Raw genomic sequence first — 20,625 nt, forward strand, 5'->3', positions numbered from 1 at the left:
ACACAATTCTAAACACGATATTATAAATTATGAAATTAAATATTAAGAAATATATGCTGGCACTCGGCATAGCCGTCACGTTGCTGCCAGGTTGTAATGATGATTTCATGGAACGTTATCCGTTAGATGAAATTACCGATGAAAGTTTCTGGAAATCGGAAACAGACTTAAAGATGATGCTGAATAGTTTATACCCGCTTTATATCATCGGACATAAAAGCGGTTGGGCAGATTCTGATACCTATCCATTCGGTGTTACTGGTAGTCCACTTATGTATGCAGATGTATACTCTGATAATTGCGTAAGAACAGGATCTGAATTTAGTAGCTTAGCTGGCGAATTAGTTGTTCCGACAGGTGCAGGTGAAAGCACGGGATGGTATTGGTGGAATCTACGTAAGGTAAACTTTTTCCTTACACATTACGACAAAGCTGAGTTAAGCCAGAAAAAGAAAAACGCTTACGCTGGTGAAGCCTATTTCTTCAAAGCATGGGAATATTATAAAAAAGTACTCTATTTCGGCGATGTACCTTGGTTGACACGTGACTTAAATGTGGATTCGGAAGAATTATATGCACCACGTACACCCCGTGCAGAAGTGATGGACTCTGTTTTGATGTGTATTAATAGAGCGATAGAATGGTTGCCGGCAAAAGCAGATCAGGAAGTGGACCGTTTAAATAAAGATCAGGCTAATTTCTTGAAAGCACGTATTTGTTTGTTTGAAGGTACATTCCGCAAATATCATACAGAATTGGGATTACAAGATTCTGCCAACAAATGGTTGGAAGAAGCAGTAAAAGCTTGCGAAACATTACTTGGTAAATATTCTCTTTACAATATCGGAGAAGATACTTACTGGAAAATGTTTGCTGCAATCGACTTATCAGATAATCCGGAAGTTATTTTAGCTCGTACCTACCTTGAAAATAAAGTCGGACATGCTGCTCAACGTTATTTCAATCAAAATAACGCCAACCGTGAATCTATGGGAGTAACACGAGGTCTGATTGATGAGTATCTCTGTATTGACGGTCGCCCTATCTATACAGGAGGAAATGAAGGTAATTATGAAAAAAATCCGAACTTCCTTGGTTACGGAAAATGGACTGAGTTGGAAAACCGTGATCCCCGTTTAACGCAAACAGTATGCCGTCCGGGTGAACACGTTACAATATATAAAGCCGGTATTGTTGATAAAGAACTAAACGGCATCACATACCCGGGACTTAGTTATTCGCAAAGTAGTTCTACCGTGACAGGTTACCGTGTTATCAAACATTGGATGGGAGATATCGTTGAAGAAGACCGTTTATATAATGGTATTCAGGCTGCCATCGAATTTCGCTATGCAGAATTGCTTTTAAATTATGCGGAAGCTAAATACGAACTGAACGGGACCCTTTCACAGTCTGATATAGATTTGACAATTAATGCTTTACGTGAACGTGCAGGCTTTGATTTTTCAAAATATCCCACAGCTAAATTAACTGTTGGTAAGGAGCCTGCCGACCCTCGTCTGGATAAGATATATGCAGAAAAGCTTGATTATACGGTTAGCCCTTTACTACGTGAAATTCGTCGTGAACGTCGTATAGAGTTGGCTATTGAAAATCACCGTTACGAAGACTTAATGCGTTGGAAAGCCGGTAAATTATTGACAGTTCCTTTGCGTGGCATGAACTTCAACGCTGTAAAAGATTTGTATGATGGAAGTCACACAGACAAACCCGAAATAGCAGTAAAAGTAGAATTAGGTAAAACTGTATTTGCAGACAAAGACGGATTTATCATCTGCTATCCAAAAAGTCCGTATAAAAACACAATCAACGGTACACTTCCTTGGGATGACTATCGCTACTACTGGCCTATTCCGAAAGAAGAGTTAATTATGAATCCGAATTTAGTTCAAAACAAAGGTTGGGAAGACAAATAATTTTGATACCTACTTAATATTGTAAAGAGGCTATCCGATAATTCGGATGGCCTTTTTTCTCTTCTGAAAAAACATATGCCTTTTCCACCCTCATTTCCTCCTTCCGAGATAATAGTGATCGCATTTGATACAATTTTATATGTTCCCGTACACAATTTAGGCATACATTTGTTTTGTACAATTGAAATAGAATAACTTTAACATATCATGAACATGAAATATAAAGCATATTTATGCTCTTTCCTGTTAACTTTCCCAATTCTGGGTAAGGCTTCAGCCGAAGCTGATTCGTTGCGTCAGATACAGATAAGCCGGTTGCAAGAGCAAGTCAACTGGGTAAACCCGGAAGCTATACGCGCTTATCTGGACGATACAAAATCATCCTTGGGAGACAAAGCAACCGGACTCTATCAAAAGCTGGAAGAACTGGAAACGTTACTTCCCCGGGTAAACCGGCATTTATCTGAAGACACCACCCGGCAGACCATTGCCGAAGCAGAAAAACTGCTCGCCCTCAAGCGGGAAATCATACTGGCTAATCCGCTACTCGACGTAGACAAAATCCTGATAGCCCGTTATCGACTGGGAAATAAGGCACGCAAAGCGATGGGACCGTCGCTCGGGACCTCCGTTGCCAACTATAATTCTCTATTCTCCAGCCGCCGGAAAGGATATGATGCAGAAATCAGCCAGCTTTCAAATCTTCGCGGAGACATTCAAAGTAAAACGATCTATAAGCCGGAAGCGGATGTACCCATCTCAGATATACAACTGCACTGGGATGCAGACCGGCTGTTGTTTTCCTCCCTTAATGAGAACCGCCAGTGGCAAATCTATGAAATAAACACAGACGGAACGGGCCTGCATCAAAAAGTAGTTGTCGATGAACCGGACCTCGAATTTTGCGACGCCAACTATCTGCCGGACGGCAAAGTGGTGGCCACCTGTAATATTGGTTATAACGGCGTCCCTTGCGTACATGGGGACGATGTCGTTGCCAATCTCGTTTCCTACGATCCGGAAACAAAAAATATCCATCGCCTGACATTCGACCAGGACGGGAACTGGGCGCCGATCGTCATTCCGAACGGCCGCCTGATGTACACCCGCTGGGAATATACTGACCTGACACATTATTTCTCCCGCATTGTTATGCACATGAATCCGGACGGGACAGAAAACAAAGCACTCTACGGAAGCGGTTCCTATTTCCCGAACAGTACATTCGACATGAAACCGCTCTCCAAATACAACAGCCGTTTTGTCGGTATCATCTCCGGCCATCACGGAACAGCTCGTTCCGGCCGGCTGATTATCTTCGATCCGGCCAAAAGCCGTAAAGAGGAAAAAGGAATGGTCCAGGAATTACCTTTCAGCAAACGCCCGATCGTCCCGATCATCAAAGACGAACTGGTGGAAGGTGTATGGCCGCAATTCATGAAGCCTTATCCTTTGAATGAAAAATATTTCCTGGTGGCCTGCAAACCCGGTCCCGACGCACTTTGGGGAATCTATCTGGTGGATATATTCGACAACCTTACCCTGATCACCGAGCAGGAAGGCGAAGGCCTCACCGCCCCCATCCCATTGAAAAAAACGGAAACACCGCCTATCATCCCGTCGAAAATCAAACCGGGAGAGAAAGAGGCTACCGTATTTATACAGGACATCTATGAAGGTGAAGGCACACAAGGCGTCCCGCGGGGAACAATCAAATCGCTCCGCATCTTCGCCTACGAATATGCCTATATCCTCGCCCCTTCCGACCATGATGCACAGGGTATTCAGAGCGGATGGGATATTAAACGTATTCTCGGTACCGTCCCTGTTGAAGAAGACGGTTCCGTCATGTTCAAGATACCGGCCAACACGCCTGTCTCTATCCAGCCACTGGATAAAAACGGGGCCGCTATCCAATGGATGCGAAGCTGGCTGACCGGTATGCCCGGCGAGATTGTCTCCTGCACGGGTTGCCATGAAGATCAGAACACGATTGCCATGCCTAAACGCACAATCGCCTCCACTATCCTCCCGCATAAACTGGAAATGCCCGAAGGAGGCGTCCGCCCGTTCACCTTCCGCCTGGAAGTGCAACCGGTACTGGACCGCAACTGCGTATCCTGCCACAATGGAACCATCGCCCAGCCGGACTTCCGGAAAGACCAGATGGTCACCTATAAACGTGGCATCCTGACAAAGCTGGAACGCCATTACGACCAGAGTTATCTGAACCTCCACCCCTACGTATACCGCCAGGGACCGGAATCGGATATCTATGTGCTTCGCCCTTACGAATATTATGCGAATAACAGCGAACTGATCCGTATCCTGCAAGCAGGTCACCACGGAGTAAAAATACCGGCAAAAGACATGCAGACCTTATACACCTGGATCGACCTGAATGCCCCCTATTTCGGAGCATTCACCCAACTGGACCTGAAAAAGGAAGCTCCCCAGAACCAGGTAGAACGCCGCATGGAACTGTCAGAGAAGTACAGTGGCGTACGTGTCGACTGGCAACAGGAGATTAAGGATTATGCAGCATGGCTGAAAAATAAGGAAAACAACGAAACAGACGGTACTACCGGAGCGACTTCGTCAACCGAAGCCAACGCAGGTACAACCAAGGACAAAAAGAAAACGAAAACAATTAAAGTCAAAGGTTTCCCGTTCAGCCAGGAAGAGGCCGTAAAGAAACAGGCCGAAGCCTCCAAGTCCCCACGTCAGCTGACTGTTGCTCCGGGTATCACACTGGATATGGTCTGGATTCCTGCCGGTACTTTTGCGATGGGTGACAATAACGATCCGTCTGCCTCACCTGCCTTCAAAACACAGGTTAAGGAAGGTTTCTGGATGAGTACCACCGAAATCACGAACGAACAATTCGGTGCCCTGTTCCCCGAACACGACAGCCGGTATATCGGTCAGACCTGGAAAGATCATACGACTCCCGGTTATGCCGCCAATTTACCGAAACAGCCGGTAATCCGTGTGAGTTGGGAGGAAGCGAACGACTTCTGTAAAAAGCTGGGAGAGAAAAATCAATGCCGTATCGCCCTTCCGACAGAGACACAATGGGAATGGGCCGCCCGTGCAGGATCGGCCGGTGACTTCTGGTTCGGTGACCGTAAAACAGACTTCGGCATCTACGAAAACCTGGCAGACAGTACGACTGTCGACCTGGCCGTCACCGGTGTAAATCCCAAACCGATGCGTCCCAACGATCCGATGCGCCAGTTCTGGGACTTCCTGCCGAAAGAGTTGGGAGTCAACGACCACCATCTGATATCGGCCGATGTCGCTTCCATGAAACCGAATCCCTGGGGATTATACGACATGAACGGTAACGTAGCAGAATGGACCCGTTCCGATTACCTCCCCTATCCTCTCAAAGAGAAAACGGAAAAGGTCAAACCGGAACAGAAGGTCGTACGCGGAGGCTCCTGGCGTGAACGCCCGAAGTACTCAACCTCGGCCATCCGCAAGGCTTATTATCCGTGGCAACGCCCGTTCAATGTAGGGTTCAGGGTTATTGTTGAAGAGTAGAGCCAATCATATCACCTCCAAATAGCTTCTTCCATTCCCGGCACGGTTCACACGAATCTGTACCGGGATACGTTCCGTCATCTCCTGTACATGTGAGATTACTCCGATCTTGCGGCCTTGTGTACGGAGGCTTTCCAGGGCATCCATGGCAATCCGGAGGGTATCGGCATCCAATGAGCCGAACCCTTCGTCGATGAAAAGGCTTTCTACCTTCATCCGGTTGGAAGACAGGGAAGACAGCCCAAGCGCCAATGCCAGCGAAACTAGAAAAGATTCGCCACCCGACAAGCTGTGCACCGTACGCACCTCATCGCACATATCACGGTCGATAACCTGCAAAGCCAGCGTTTCAGGCACCCGTTCCAATCGGTAACGGCGGCTCAGGTCACGCAACTGCACATTTGCATAACTTAGCAATACATCCAATGTATATCCCTGGGCGATACGACGGAACTTGGCACCATCGGCCGAACCTGCCAGGTCATTCAGTTTCGCCCAACGTTCACTCTGCTTACGGCAGGCTTCGAGTTCTTCCTGCTGACTGGCTATCTTCCGTTTGTTTTCAGATTGGGTACGGAGCCGGAAAGCATATTCATTCTTTTCCTGGGTGATACGGGGAAGAAGAAGTTCCAGCACCTCCCCTTCATGAGTCCGATTCCAGGATTCTGACCAGTCGGACAAAGCCTTTTGGCGGACCAATAAATCTTCCGACGCTTTTTCCAGGTCGCGGGCAATCTGGTCGGAGATACCCCGCAACTGATCGGCAACACCCGACTGCTCCGTCTGAACGGCTTGCAGACGTTTCAGGCGCTCTTTCAGTTCCTCTTTACGACGGTTGTAATCCTGTTCAACCTGGTCGGCCGGCTTACCGGAAAGCAGTTTAGAACGTTCGGCCCGGAGCGCGGTAAGTTCAGAACGGTTCTTGTCGTGACGCAGGGTAGCCTCTTCTACTTCTTTAGTCAGCGAAGGGAGGAAAGAGGCGTACGATTCGCATTCGGCTTTTTGGGCACTCTGCTCCCGTTGCAGTTGTTGCAGTTTTTCCGTATTTTCATGCCACTGGCGGGCAAAAGTGGTTAAGGTATCCCGGAAAGAGTCCGGGTCCTGTTGCCAGGCTTTTTGCCATTCGTCATTCCCGAAAAGGCGGTTGGCGGCGGAGAGTGACTTCTCCAGCGTCTCCCGGCTTTCCACACGAATCGCTTCTTCACGGGTTATCTGCGTCTCAGCCAGTTTCTGACGTCCCTGCAAATCTGTACGGATATGGTCGGCCTCGGTAAGCTCCTTATGCAATTGCAGGAGTTGCTGTTGAAGCAGGCTTAGTTGCTTTTCATTGGCGGTATAGGCTGCTTTACGGGCATTCAATTGCTGGATTTGTAAAGTCATTGCAGCAATGGCCTGTGTGATGGGATTTTCACACACCCCCTGCCCCCTCTCAAGAGGGGAAAGGTTACCATCAGTTGCAACAAGGGGTATCCGGCTCCCCTCTTGAGAGGGGGCAGGGGGTGTGTTACCCTCCATTACCGGATGATGCGTACTCCCGCAAACCGGACAAGGTTTCCCTTCCTGCAATTTCTCCCGCAACTCCAAAACATCCCCGCTAACAGCCTGCCGGGCCTGTTCCACCAACAGATTCTCACGTTCCACACGAACAGCATCCATCTGTTTATCTAGTTCAGTTATATCGGTTTCTTTTTGGGTTTGTTCCAATTTAACTTTAGCATCTTCTGTCTTTCGCAAAGCCAGTTGTTTGCTTTCTATTGTGCGCTGAACAGTGACAAGTTGTGCAGTCTGACGTTCCGCCTCCCGTTTAACGGAAGTGATTGTTTTCACGGCCTTTTCCATTGTGTGGCGACTTGCGGAAGCTGCATCAAGATGCAACAGCAAAGCAGCCAACTGTTCAGCTATACTCTCCTTGCTACGATACCGTTCGCGCCAGTCGCTTAACCGCGTAATCTCGACCAAGCTTTGTTGTTGTCGGGTCCGGGCGGCTTTCAGTTTATCCTCTCCCTCCTTCTGCCGCCGGAGCACATCCCGCAGGCGGGTTTCCGTTTCTTTCACCGAACGGGTTACCTCATCGAGGCGCACGTCCAGTTCACGGGCTTGCTGCAAGTCCTGTTGCAAGGCTTTGAAGTCTGCTTCGGAACGTTGTTCATCCTGAATACCCTGTTCGTACTCTTTACGGGCGGTATTCAATAGTTCCGTAGCCCGGAGCAGTTTGGCGGCAGCCTCTTTCTGCTGAACCTGCCGGGATTCTATCTGCTGTCCGGTAGATTTAACAGCCTCCTGCAAAGCCTGTTGTTCTGCTTTCGCCTTTTCCAGGGCGGACAAAGCGGCTTCCGACTCTTTCAGCCGGGTTTGCAGTTCCTGTTCCGCTTCTTCCGTCAATAACTCGATTCCCTGGATACGGGCCTGTACCTTATCGTAAGCCTCTTTGGCAACGGCATTCTTTTCAAAAATCAGGCGGGAGATCGAAGAATAAAGTTCCGTGCCTGTCAGCTTTTCAAGCAGCGACGCTTTTTCTCCCTGCTCCGCTTTCAGGAAAGTGGAGAAATCGTTTTGCGCCAGCAGGACGGAACGGGTAAACTGTTCGAAGGTCAGACCAATCAGTTCTACCGTACGCGCCTGCAATTCCGAACGGGTTCCCTGCTCTTCTTCTTCCTTATCTATATTATATAAGGTAACGCGGGGACTCTGCAAACGTCCGTTCTCCTTGTCGCGGGCACGTCCTACCGACCAGCGCGAACGATAGCGGTGACCGTTCAACGCCAGAAAGTCGACTTCCGCATATCCCGAAGCCGTCCCTCTTCGTAACAGGAAACGGGGATCGCTCTGGGGAAGCACCTCCTCATTCACATCCCGCAGTCTCACATTATTCTCTTTTGCCTGGTCCGTACGCGGCGTACGGGCAAACAAAGCCAGGCACATGGCATCCAATATCGTAGACTTCCCGGCTCCCGTCGGTCCCGAAATGGCAAAGATTCCGGCAGACAACAAGGGTTCGGCCGTAAAATCAACATCAAAATCTCCTTCCAACGAGGCCAGGTTACGGCCCCGTATCGCTAATATCTTCATAAAGAAACCTCCCGCATTACATCGTTGAACAATGATTCGATATCTTCCGGCAACTCGCCGCCATACTTACTGGTAAAGGCATGTTTCAGCATATCCAGCGGAGCGATACGTTGCAAATCGTTGTAAGACAACGGACGGACCGTATCCGCCTCCTCCCGTTTCGGATAAGAGGGGACGATAGAAGTCAGGCGGACCGCTTTATCGGCCAGCGCCTCTTCTACGCGGTGGCGGAATCCCGGGTCGGGCTCCGTCAGCAACACACGCACCTCCACATACGGCCAACGAGCCGGTTCGTCGCCCTCCTCCTGATTAGCAACAGGCAGTCCGGCAAGCTGTTCAACCACCTCCTCCGGCGATGCAGGCTGCTCCGGAATCCGATGCAAGGCGGCAAACAAAGGGACAGGCAGCGGTTCGACATCCGACAGGCATCCGTTTTCCACCGTAACGGCAACGACCTGGTGGCGGTAGTTCGTTTCCGAAAAAGACATCGGCAGCGGACTACCGGAATAGCGCAGGTTCTCCCTGCCCCCTATCCGCTGCGCTTTATGGATATGCCCAAGCGCCGTATAAGCCAACCCTTCATCGAATGTATCCGAAGAGACGGATTCCAGACCGCCCATAATGATGCGCTCGCTACGGTCGTCGTCCGACAGTTCGGCCCCGGTAGCGTGCAGATGGCCCATGGCGACCAATGCCTCACCGGGCTGCCGCCGGGCATCGGCGAAATCATAGAGCTGGCGGTACATGCGGTTTATACCGGCTATATATGTATCATGCCCCTCCTCCGGAGCCGGATAATCTCCCTGACGCAGATAAGGAACGGCGAGACACCAGCCTTCCCGCTTTTTCTCCTTATTATATAAAGGTATCACCAGGGAATCGAAATCAATCTCTCCGCTTTCCGTCCGCCGGATAATCCCGACAATGGAGGTATTCAACTCTTCCAGCAAAGGAATCGGAGATTCCAGCCGTGCAGCCGAATCATGATTGCCGGCAACGACAATAACCTGCAAATGCGGATTGCGCCGGTTCGCCTCTTTCAGGAAATGAAAGAAACGGCGTTGCGCCGAAGCGGACGGGTTGGCTACATCGAACACATCACCGGCAATCAACAGGACATCCGTCTGCTGTTCCGCCAGAGTATCCACCAGCCAGTTCAGAAAGGCATCGTGTTCTTCCTCCCGGTCGTAACCGAAGAAAGTCTGGCCGAGATGCCAGTCGGCAGTATGTATAATCTTTAAAGACATAGTTTGTATATCTTGTTTCCGTTAAAATGAAGATTCAAAGATAAAGGATAATTCAGACATATACAGCCTGGCGGTGACTTTATATAAACACAAAAATAACTGCTGGTATTGCATATCACAACTGGATTCCTTTCATATCACAGTTGGATTCCGTTTGTTTCACAGATGGATTTCTTTTGTATCACAGCTGTGAAACACAAAGAAGATCGGATGAAAACGCCAGTGGCTCGGGAGGTAATCCGTTCTGTCTGCCGGGTAAACGGTTGCATCCCGGCAGACAAATCCAGCTATCTCCCAAGCATTTAGTTCTGTAACCGAGAAGTTATGGAATTGTCTTGGTAATGAAAAACAGCAGTAACCGGTTCGTAATCCGGGCGCCCTACTTTTGCAGCAACAAAAAGGAACAAATTTATGACAAATTTTACTTCTGACTCGCGTGTAGGACGTGTGCTCCTACTCCCGGCCGGATTATTGGCTTGCAGCTTATTTACCCCTTTTACCGTAACTGCAAAGAATGACATTCCGGTAACAATCTCCCAGCAGGTTCGAACGAAGATACAGGTGAACGGTACCGTTACCGATGCGACCGGCGAACCACTGATCGGAGCGACCGTTCTCGAAAAAGCCAGCGGTAACGGAACGATTACCGACGTCGACGGAAATTTCAGCCTGGCAGTCCCCTCCGATGCCGTATTATCGGTTAGTTACATCGGTTACAAACCACAGGACATCGTAGTCAACGGCAAAACGACTTTCAATGTCGTGCTGGAAGACGACTCCGAGAAACTGGAAGAAGTGGTCGTTGTCGGCTACGGCGTGCAACGCAAGGTGAACCTCTCCGGTTCCGTAGACCAGATTAATGCCAAGCAACTGGAAGCCCGCCCAATCACGAACATTTCAAAAGGTTTGCAGGGAATGGTCCCCAACCTGAACATCGACTTCACCAGCGGCGAACCGGGACAGGCTGCTAAAATCAATATCCGTGGAGAAGCCTCCATCAACGGTGGTAGCCCGCTGATCCTGATAGACGGCGTCGCCTCGGATGCCGAAGAACTGAACCGGTTGCTCCCGGAAGACATCGAAACCCTTTCGGTGCTGAAAGACGCCTCCTCCGCAGCCATCTACGGGGCGCGTGCCGCCTTCGGTGTCATCCTGATAACCACGAAACAGGGTAGCAGCGACCGCATCCAGGTAAGCTACAATAACAACTTTGCCTGGAAACGCCCCTCTATCCTCCCTAACAAAACTTCCGACCCTTATATCTACCTGAAACTGAAAAACATCGCCGTACTCAACACTCCCTGGAGTTCCGGTCACGTCGCCAGCGACGAACGCCTGGAATGGGCACGCCAGCGCTCCGACAATCCTGACGGGACCGACCCGGTACGCCTCAACCCGCTCGACGAAACGCAGTGGGAATATATGGGAAACCGCGACTGGACACGTTATTTCCTGGATAAGAATACATTCAGCAATACACATCAGCTATCGGTCTCCGGCGCCACCGAGAAAACGAAGTTCTACCTTTCCGGCGGTGTGGACGATGAGAACGGTATCCTGGCCGGTATCGTAAAGAATGACAACTACCGCCGCTACAGTATGCGAGCCAAGGTCAGTTATAAAATATGGGACTGGCTGACGCTCTCGAACAACACTTCGTTTGTCGCCACCAACCGCATCAAACCGAGTTATCTTTCCAGCCGCGGCGAACCGTATATCGACAGCAACGGCATCCGCCAGAAAGGGAACGGCGACTCGAACATGAGCATCTTCTACGACCTGGCTCCCACCGACTGGGACAAGAACCCGGACGGAACCTGGGCAAACAATGCCGCCGGTATCGCCATGGCCCAGCTGGTAGACGGCGGCGAAGAAACAAGCAAATACAACCGCCTGCAAAGTACGTTCTCCGCCGAGATGTCTTTCTGGGAAAAGATGCTGACGGTAAACGCCAACTTCACTTTCATGAAAGGAAACGAAGATTACGACTGGTTCAAAAACAAATATGTAATCGGATACGGGCCGAACGATATCCGCGAGCTGGGAGACAGCAAAGCCTACAAAAGCACGACCAACGATTATTACAGCGTACTGGAACTGTTTGCGACCTTCAACAAGGCTTTCGACAAACATTATGTGACCGGTATCCTCGGTTTCAACCAGGAATACAACCGCTGGAACTGGTACAAAGCCGAACGCGAAGGAATCATCTCGACCTCACTCCCGTCCATCGGACTGTCGTCGGGCGACCAATTCGTCAGCGAGCAATATGCCGACTGGGCCATCCGCGGGCTTTTCTTCCGTGCCAACTATACGTATGACAACCGTTATATCTTCGAAGTGAACGGGCGTTACGACGGAACATCCCGTTTCCCAAAGGAAAAACGTTTCGGGTTCTTTCCTTCTGCTTCCGCTGCCTGGCGCGTGGATGCCGAACCGTTCTTCGAATCTTTCCTTTCGACCGTCAGCCAGTTGAAGGTGCGCGCTTCATACGGTTCGCTGGGTAACCAGCTTGTCGGGGAATACGGTTATATCCCGGCCATGAGTTCACAGCTGGGTAATTACATCATCAACGGCAAATTGCAGCAGGTGGTAACCCCTCCTTCGCTGGTTTCTCCGGATTACACCTGGGAGGAAGTGCGTACCCTGAACGGAGGTCTCGACCTGGCTTTCCTGGATAATAAACTGACAGCCACTGTCGATGTGTACCGCCGCGACACCAAAGGAATGCTTACGCTGGGTAAAGAACTTCCGGGCGTACTCGGCGCCAGCGAACCGAAAGAGAATGCCGCCGACATGAAAACAACCGGTTGGGAGCTGACAGTCGGCTACCGCGACCAGTTCCAGCTGGACGGCAAACCGTTCAACTGGGGTGTCAAATTCATGCTCTCGGATAACCGTTCGTGGATTACCCGGTTCGACAACCCGAACGGGAGCCTTACCCAATATTACCAAGGACAGGAACTGGGCGAAATATGGGGATTGCAAAGCGACGGTTTCTTCCAGAGTGAAGATGAAATCAAGAACCTCGACCAGTCGTCCATCATCCCCTGGGGTGCTCTGGAAATCGTCAACGGATGGCCGAAATATAAGGACCTGAACGGTGACAAGAAAATCACCAAGGGAAGCGTCACCGTAGGTGACCCGGGCGACCTGAGTGTCATTGGAAACTCTTCTCCCCGCTTCCGCTTCGGGTTCAACCTGAATGCCGAATGGAACAGATTCGACCTGTCGGCCTTCTTCCAGGGGATTGCCAAACGCGATTATTATCCGATGAGTTACCTCTATTGGGGATTCTACCAGCAGCCGTATGCCGGCGGCCCCGAACACCTGTTCGACTTCTACCGCCCGACAACCGACAGCGATGTGGATATGGCCAAACACTCACAGTCCTATATCAATGCCGGGCTGGCAAACCAGAATCTGAATGCCCGTTATCCGGTGCTCCAGTCATGGCTCGCCGACAAGAACCTGGGTACCGATATCGACCAGTCAATGGGCCTGGCTATCCCGCAGACCAACTATTTGCTGAACGGCGCTTACCTGCGTATCAAGAATATCACGCTGGGATATACTCTGCCATCCGAATGGACCCGGAAGGCGCATCTGAGCCGGGTACGCGTATTCGTCAGCGGCGATAACATCTTCGAATGGAGTGCTCTGAAGAAATATTTCGACCCCGAAGCCGTTACCGACGAATCCAACTACGGTTATGTCTATCCGTTCAACCGCCAATACTCATTCGGCGTCAATGTCACATTCTAATCATCAAAAAAAGCAACAATGAAAAAAGAGTTATATTACCTGGCAACGCTTCTTACGTGCCTCGCATCTGCCTCCTGCAACGACAATTTTATGGAACGCCATCCGCAGACGGAGATTGGCGTAGACAGTTACTTCAATACGGAGCAGGACTTGAAAATGTATTGTTACAACCTGTACGACTTCCCAAACTTCAACAATTACACAGCCGATGCCGGAACCGACAACCAGGCAACGACAGACGTTGTGGAAGTAAAGAACATCATGATTTCGACCAACGCCAATTCGACAACGGTGAGTTCCGGATGGGACTGGGAGAAATTACGCACAATCAATCTTTTCCTCGATAACTGCGAAAAGGCTACCGTAGCCGAAGACGTGCTTGCCCATTACCAGGGAGTAGCCCGCTTCTTCCGGGCCCGTTTCTATATGGACAAGGTAAAACGTTTCTCCGACGTGCCCTGGTACGACAAAACGCTGACTACCTCAGACGAAGACTTGTACAAACCTCGTGACTCCCGCGACGTTGTCATCCAGAAGATATTTGAAGACTACCGGTTTGCCGCCGAGCATGTGAAGACCGGCCAGGAAACAGGCGCCGTGGATAAATGGGTAGTCCTCACCTATATGGCACGCCATGCGCTGTACGAAGGTACCTATCGCAAATATCACGACGAACTGAATTTGCAGGGTTCAGCCAACACCTATCTGAAAATAGCCGCTGATGCCGCTCTCCAAATCATGAACGAAGGAGGCTTCAGTATCTATACGACCGGCGATACGGATAACGATTACCACACCTTGTTTGAAAGCCCCGACCTGAGCAGCAATCCGGAAATCATTCTGGCCACTTATTTCGACAGAAAGATAAAAGGGAATGGCTTCTGGGCTTTCATGTTCGGTAATTATATCCCTTGCCCGACCAAAGATCTGGTACAATCTTACCTGATGAAAGATGGTACCTACTACTCCGCCCAGCCGGGTTATGAAACCAAACAGTTCGTGGAAGAATTTCAGAACCGCGACCCGCGTATGTGGCAGACACTCGCCTGGCCGGGATGGGAACTGATCAACACGATGACCTATGCCCCGGGAGCCGGCATCTATGTGCAGAATCTGAACAAGAACTTCTCCGGCTACCACCAAATCAAAGGTTTCATCAATAATAAGGACGAGGATTATTACCAGGGCATCGACTACCCTGTACTGCGTTACGCCGAAGTACTGCTAACCTATGCCGAAGCCCGTGCCGAACTGGGTGAATTAACCCAGGACGATTTGGATAAAACAATCAACAGCCTCCGTTCGCGTGCCGGCATCCCTCCCCTGAAACTAAATCCGGCAGCCGACCCGGTCATGCAGAAAGCCTTCCCTGGCATCTCCTCCACCTTACAGGAGATACGCCGCGAACGCCGTGTCGAACTGGCCCTCGAAGGTTTCCGCTACGATGACCTGATGCGCTGGAAATCCGGCAAATTACTGGAAAAAGAACCCGAAGGCCTCTACTTCCCTTCCTTAGGCAAATTCGACCTGACAGGCGACGGAGTAGAAGATATTTACCTGATTCCTTCCTCACAGGATATCCCCGCTGAAGCGGATAAGGAAACCAATTCGCTGGGTAAAAAGCTGGTATATTACAAAACCGGCACAATCGATGACACGAATGCGACTGTTTACCTGGCCGAAGGGACAAAAGGAAATATCCTGACGATTAAAGACATGGGCACCTTCCAGGAACCCAAATTCTATTACCGCCCCGTCCCGAAACACGAGGTCGACCTGAATCCGGCATTGGCTCCGCAGTTGTTCGGGTGGGAATAAAACAAGTGATACATAGACATAAGATAATAATACTAAAAACAAGAATATATGAAAACGACAAATGTATTAATCGCCTTATCATTCATGGCGGTAAGCGTATGTAGCCATGCACAGGATGCGCTACCCAAACAAATAAAAGCAGGAAAAGAGCGAGTGAAGGCACGCAAGGAAATCCGGTTACCCGAAATAGACGGATATAACCTGTTGAAATGTGATTTCCATATCCATACAATCTTCTCCGACGGCATCGTATGGCCGACATTGCGGATACAGGAAGCCTGGGAAGAAGGTCTCGACGCCATCGCCATCACCGACCATATCGAAGGGCAGCCGGCGCGTCCCGGTGTAGAAAAAGGAAATCATAATTATTCCTTCGACCTGGCAAAAGAGGAAGCGGACCGCCGGGAAATCATCCTGATAAAAGGGGGCGAAATCACTCGCTCGATGCCTCCCGGACATCTGAACGCCCTGTTTGTCAAAGATGTAAATGCGCTCGACCAGAAAGATTACATGAAAGCAATCGAAGAAGCCCACAACCAGGGTGCCTTCATCCAATGGAATCATCCGGGATGGGGTGTCGACTCTATCCTATGGCACGACGTACACGAAACGCTCTACCAGAAAGGCTGGCTGAACGGCATCGAAGTATTCAACGAATTTGAATGGTATCCGGTCGCCCTGAACTGGGTAAACGAAAAGAACCTGACCTTACTTTGCAACACCGATGTACACGACGTAATCGAACGCTTATATGATTTCCGCACCACCAGCCACCGTCCGATGACGCTTGTCCTGTCGAAAGACCGCACGGAAGAAGGAATCCGCGAAGCTCTTTTCGACCGCCGTACCCTGATATGGTTCTATGACACTCTGATGGGAAAAGAAGATTTACTGCAAAAGTTCTTCGAGGCTTCCGTCGAAATGAAACCGGTCCACCACTCCACCCCCGAACGTTCATACCGGAGTATCGTGAACCATACAGATGTCCCCTTCTTCCTCCGGAAAACAGATAAGAACGCAAACGGTTATCCGGAAACAATCAAAATACCCGCCGGAGAAACGATACTTGTCATACAACCTAAAGCAAACAGCAACCAATCGGTGTCTTACCTGGTCGAGAATATGATTATCAGTCCGGAAAAGAGATTAGAGGTCCGGCTGTTCTAAGGTGTTACCTCAAATTATCTGTTTTAAATATTTCAATAATTATCAGATTTGAATGAACGTAACGTCGTTGGTAAGGGCGGTTAGCGAACCGCCCTTACTGTTCAATTTTCCAATTGCCCTTTATTTCTTATGATATTATCAAAATTAAACCCCTATCTTTGCAGTCTCAACAAAAAACTCTCTTATGAATTGGTTGCAGGAAGCTTTTTTAGAGCCGACGATGTTGCAGGCTGTTATAGTTATCTCGCTGGTTTCGGCCGTGGGATTATTCTTGGGAAGACAGAAGATATTCGGTATATCGCTGGGGATCACCTTCGTATTCTTTGCCGGAATTCTGGCCGGACATTTCGGGATTGTTGTCAATAAAGACATGCTGAACTTCGCACAGAGCTTCGGTTTGATTCTGTTTGTCTACTCTTTAGGGTTACAGGTCGGTCCGGGTTTCTTCTCCTCTTTAAAGAAAGGCGGAGTAGCCATGAACATGATGGGATTGGGCGTCATCCTGCTGGGATTGCTCATGACCCTTGTTTTCCATTGGACAACCGGTGTTTCGTTGCCGAATATGGTCGGCCTGCTTTGCGGAGCCGTTACCAACACACCGGCTCTGGGTGCTGCGCAACAGGCTTTATTACAGGTAGAACCGGCCGATTATAAGGAAGTAACCGATATGGCACTGGCTTGTGCCGTTGCCTATCCTTTGGGAGTCATAGGGGTTATCCTGGCTATTATCCTACTGAAAAAAGTGTTCGGAGACAAGAACCTGGCGGACGATAAAGAAAAACATAATACCAAACCCAACATCACCGAATTCCATATCAGCAACCCAGCTATCTACGATAAAAGCATCAAAGATATTATGAAGCTGACGGAGAAACATTTTGTGATTTCCCGCGTGTGGCGTAACGGAAAAGTAAGTATCCCTACCTCCGACACCGTACTGCATGAAGACGACCATCTGCTGATTATTTCCCATAAATCAGATGTCGAAACCATCAAAGTGCTTTTCGGAGAACAGGAAAACGTCGACTGGAACAAAGAAGATATCGACTGGAATGCAATCGACTCGCAACTGATATCCCGCCGCATCGTCGTTACCCGCAACCGGGTAAACGGCGTAAAGCTCGGTTCGCTCCGACTACGTAACCTGTACGGCATCAATATCACCCGTGTGAACCGTGCCGGTATCGACCTGGTTGCCGACTCGGCCCTCCATCTGCAGATTGGCGACCGCCTGACGATCGTCGGTGAAAAGAATGCAGTCAACAATGTTGGTAAAATACTAGGCGACGAGATCAAACGCCTGGATAACCCGAATCTGCTGGCGGTATTTATCGGTATCTCACTGGGGTTCTGCTGGGGTCCCTGCCGATCATGTTGCCGGGGATGACTACACCAATCAAATTGGGTATTGCCGGCGGCCCCATTATTGTCGGTATCCTGATGGGTGCTTTCGGTCCGCGTTTCCATCTGACTACTTATACGACCATGAGTGCCAACCTGATGCTACGCCAATTAGGTATCGTCATCTATCTGGCCGGGCTTGGGATTGATTCAGGAGCCCATTTCTTCGAGACCGTATTCCGGGCGGAAGGGGCTTTATGGGTCGGACTAGGTTTTCTGCTGACGATTGTCCCTGTCCTGATTGTCGGTTTCATCGCTTCCCAGTTCTTCAAACTCGACTATGCGCACAACGTCGGGATGCTCTGCGGCAGTATGGCAAACCCCATGGCCCTGACCTATGCCAATACAACGGTCGAAGGCGACGAACCATCGGTTGCCTATGCCACGGTCTATCCTTTATCCATGTTTATCAGGGTGATATCGGCACAGTTAATCATTATGTTATTTACATAAAAAAGGGGGAACTTTCATTCCCCCTCCCCATAATATAATCCGTATCGATTATCCTTTCACAATTTCTTCTTTCTCTTTATCCCAGTACATCGTACGTCCTTCCAGATAAGCATGTGTTCCCATATGGGCAGTCATCGCTTCCTGGAATGCGGCATCAATATTACAGCTCGGCTGTTTATTCTGACGGATACATTCCAGCCATTCACGAATATGCAGGTGGGTCGTGTCGTAACGTTTACCGCTTACATAGGTGTAAAGCAAACCGCGCTGGGCAAAATATAATTCAGTTGGCGACGTAATAGCATCCACCGAATTCTGTCCCGGCACATAGGTATAGAACGGTTCGTTCGGTTTGATGATCCCCTTGTCCATCTTCTCCTTGTAAATTTCGGACGCCGGATCCGCCTTCAGCGTAATCGTATTGGACAATTCCATCTGGGCATCATGTCCCATAATGACCTTTCCACGCGGACGGTTGCTAGCCAATGTAGCACTGTACAACATCGTCATATCCCGGTCGGGGAACTCGAAAGTAGTCTGCAAGACGTCAGGTACCGTACGTCCGTCCTTGAAGTAATAGACACCACCCGACGAAGTAGCCGAATGAGGGATACCCACTCCGAATATCTGGTTGATCGCATCGTACTCGTGTGTCAGCAGGTCACCGCTCAAACCGGTACTGTAATCCCACCAGCAACGCCAGCGGAAGAAACGTTCCAAGCTGAATTTATCACGGGGATCAGGACCGATATACCGTTGCAGGTTGTTCGCTGTCATATAATCGGTATATTCCTTGATGCGTTCTTCCGGTCCTTCGAACTGTTTCCAGTCGATTGTGTCGGGAGAAGCGCCGTCTATCAGCGGATATACCCACGCCCCGTTCGGGTCGTTACGGTTGGTACATACTTCGATCAGCGATACTTTGCCGATCAGGCCTTTGTCGATGATCTCCTTGGCACGGATATAACTGTCGGTCTGACGTCCCTGATGCCCCAGCTGGAAAACGATGCCGGTTTCTTTTACCACCTGGCGCACCTGATAAGTCTCAGGAACTGTCCACGACAACGGTTTTTCCACATAGACATGCTTTCCGGCTTTAGCTGCTTCCATCGCCATCGTACTGTGCCAATGGTCGGGAGTTGCGATAATAACTGCGTCGATGTCATCGGCCGCCAGCAATTCTTTATATGTTCTGTAACGTTTCGGGCGTTTACCGAACTTTCCGTTCGAACCTTCGCGATGAATATTGGATGCCGCCAAAACAGCCGCTTCACCATACACATCGAAGATATCGCATACGCCGGTTACTTCGATATTCAAATCATCCTGCTCCTGGAACTGCTCGTAACGCTTGTCCTTGCTATCGTTCTTCGCCCCTTCAATCAGGCCGTCGATCCAGGAAGGTTCGGCAAAACCGGCTGCACGCATCAGCTGCTTGCCACGGATACCGAAACCGATCATTCCGATACGAATCTTTTTCCCGTCCGGCTGGGCAGGAATCATATAATGTTCTTTATCAAACTTAAAGGCACTACCCAGACTTTTCGACTTTTTGTCGTACGTCTGTTTCTTGTAGACACCATAACCCAGTGCCCCCAATACCGGAATGGTAGCCAACGCCTTCAGGGCATTACGACGTCCTTCAGACTGAGGCCCTGATTTTCTTTCGGAGTATTATTATTGTTTTCTGTTGCCATGATATTACATTAATTTGAGTTTAGACAATAAGGGAATCGCTTTTTTCAGATAGCGGTCCAGCCCGATAATATGAGAGGTGGGAAAAACCAGCAATACAGCCAGCGCCGCCATCTCTACCAGATTCTTGTCTATCCACAGATAAGACCCTTCGAACGGCATCATATATTGTGCCCCGATAAACGAAGGATGGGAAAGGTAATAAAATGCAAGCAATATCATCGCCCCGATAGAAGAGAGTTTGCTGAAAGCACCGGTAATCAGTCCGAGACCGATTAACAACAGCGCCCATTCGTTCAGCGCATTAACCATGTTCATCATGGCCGGATCACTAGCCAATCCGGCGAAAAAGTCAGACATAAAACCTTTGGAATCGAGGAGGTAAGGAAGCGATGTCCATTTGGGATTCAGGATCTTCACCAGTCCTTCGTAGGCAAAATGCCAGCCAATGAATAATCGCAGTACAACCATCGCGGTCAACTGCGCAGAAGTGTAAGAATCTTTTTGTATCATTTCATGTATTTGAT

The 20,625-nt window shown here is 49.5% G+C and carries 9 protein-coding genes and 1 pseudogene; 6 read left to right on the top strand and 4 right to left on the bottom strand.

Annotated elements, in window-relative coordinates; all coding sequences use genetic code 11:
- Positions 1-29: 29 nt before the first annotated feature.
- Together C825_RS20900 and C825_RS20905 are read left to right on the top strand one after the other, a co-directional pair.
- Positions 30-1,937 (top strand): RagB/SusD family nutrient uptake outer membrane protein, encoded by a 1,908-nt coding sequence (locus C825_RS20900; RefSeq protein WP_010800030.1) that lies wholly within the window; start codon positions 30-32, stop codon positions 1,935-1,937.
- 213 nt (positions 1,938-2,150) lie between these two features.
- Positions 2,151-5,483: an SUMF1/EgtB/PvdO family nonheme iron enzyme gene (locus C825_RS20905; RefSeq protein WP_044215172.1), complete on the top strand. Its 3,333-nt coding sequence runs from the start codon at positions 2,151-2,153 to the stop codon at positions 5,481-5,483.
- Between the two features lie 6 nt (positions 5,484-5,489).
- On the opposite strand, the gene C825_RS20910 is transcribed toward C825_RS20905, so the two are convergent.
- A complete protein-coding gene (locus C825_RS20910) occupies positions 5,490-8,552 on the bottom strand; it encodes an AAA family ATPase (protein ID WP_010800032.1) in 3,063 nt (1,020 codons plus the stop codon).
- Entirely contained in the window at positions 8,549-9,799 is a 1,251-nt protein-coding gene (locus C825_RS20915) for an exonuclease SbcCD subunit D (RefSeq protein WP_007652560.1), read from the bottom strand. The genes C825_RS20910 and C825_RS20915 overlap by 4 nt, the downstream gene beginning before the upstream one ends.
- A 411-nt stretch (positions 9,800-10,210) precedes the next feature.
- Between C825_RS20915 and C825_RS20920 the strand changes: the two genes are divergently transcribed.
- The 4 genes and pseudogenes from C825_RS20920 (at position 10,211) to C825_RS20935 (ending at position 18,403) form a co-directional block, all read left to right on the top strand.
- Entirely contained in the window at positions 10,211-13,564 is a 3,354-nt protein-coding gene (locus tag C825_RS20920) for a SusC/RagA family TonB-linked outer membrane protein (RefSeq protein WP_010800033.1), read from the top strand.
- An 18-nt stretch (positions 13,565-13,582) separates the two neighbouring features.
- The gene (locus C825_RS20925; protein ID WP_010800034.1) at positions 13,583-15,382 is read left to right on the top strand and encodes a RagB/SusD family nutrient uptake outer membrane protein; all 1,800 of its coding nucleotides are present in this window, start codon (positions 13,583-13,585) and stop codon (positions 15,380-15,382) included.
- Between the two features lie 48 nt (positions 15,383-15,430).
- The gene (locus C825_RS20930) at positions 15,431-16,549 is read left to right on the top strand and encodes an Sb-PDE family phosphodiesterase (RefSeq protein WP_010800035.1); all 1,119 of its coding nucleotides are present in this window, start codon (positions 15,431-15,433) and stop codon (positions 16,547-16,549) included.
- A gap of 184 nt (positions 16,550-16,733) precedes the next feature.
- Positions 16,734-18,403, top strand: a pseudogene (locus C825_RS20935) (putative transporter).
- A 48-nt stretch (positions 18,404-18,451) separates the two neighbouring features.
- Here the strand turns inward: C825_RS20935 and C825_RS20940 are convergent.
- Together C825_RS20940 and C825_RS20945 are read right to left on the bottom strand one after the other, a co-directional pair.
- Positions 18,452-20,020, bottom strand: a complete 1,569-nt coding sequence (locus C825_RS20940) for a Gfo/Idh/MocA family oxidoreductase (protein WP_250690610.1) — start codon at positions 20,018-20,020, stop codon at positions 18,452-18,454.
- Between the two features lie 84 nt (positions 20,021-20,104).
- Positions 20,105-20,611 (bottom strand): DoxX family membrane protein, encoded by a 507-nt coding sequence (locus tag C825_RS20945; RefSeq protein ID WP_007652543.1) that lies wholly within the window; start codon positions 20,609-20,611, stop codon positions 20,105-20,107.
- Between the last annotated feature and the right edge of the window lie 14 nt (positions 20,612-20,625).

Origin of the sequence: Parabacteroides sp. ASF519, assembly GCF_000364265.2 — a bacterium.
In the GTDB taxonomy this organism is placed as follows: Bacteria; Bacteroidota; Bacteroidia; order Bacteroidales; family Tannerellaceae; genus Parabacteroides; species Parabacteroides goldsteinii.

Bases quoted from the DNA above. Each gene is read 5' to 3' on its own strand.
- C825_RS20900 (WP_010800030.1), top strand. From the start codon at position 30: ATGAAATTAAATATTAAGAAATATATGCTGGCACTCGGCATAGCCGTC.
- C825_RS20905 (WP_044215172.1), top strand. From the start codon at position 2,151: ATGAAATATAAAGCATATTTATGCTCTTTCCTGTTAACTTTCCCAATT.
- C825_RS20910 (WP_010800032.1), bottom strand. From the start codon at position 8,552: ATGAAGATATTAGCGATACGGGGCCGTAACCTGGCCTCGTTGGAAGGA.
- C825_RS20915 (WP_007652560.1), bottom strand. From the start codon at position 9,799: ATGTCTTTAAAGATTATACATACTGCCGACTGGCATCTCGGCCAGACT.
- C825_RS20920 (WP_010800033.1), top strand. From the start codon at position 10,211: ATGACAAATTTTACTTCTGACTCGCGTGTAGGACGTGTGCTCCTACTC.
- C825_RS20925 (WP_010800034.1), top strand. From the start codon at position 13,583: ATGAAAAAAGAGTTATATTACCTGGCAACGCTTCTTACGTGCCTCGCA.
- C825_RS20930 (WP_010800035.1), top strand. From the start codon at position 15,431: ATGAAAACGACAAATGTATTAATCGCCTTATCATTCATGGCGGTAAGC.
- C825_RS20945 (WP_007652543.1), bottom strand. From the start codon at position 20,611: ATGATACAAAAAGATTCTTACACTTCTGCGCAGTTGACCGCGATGGTT.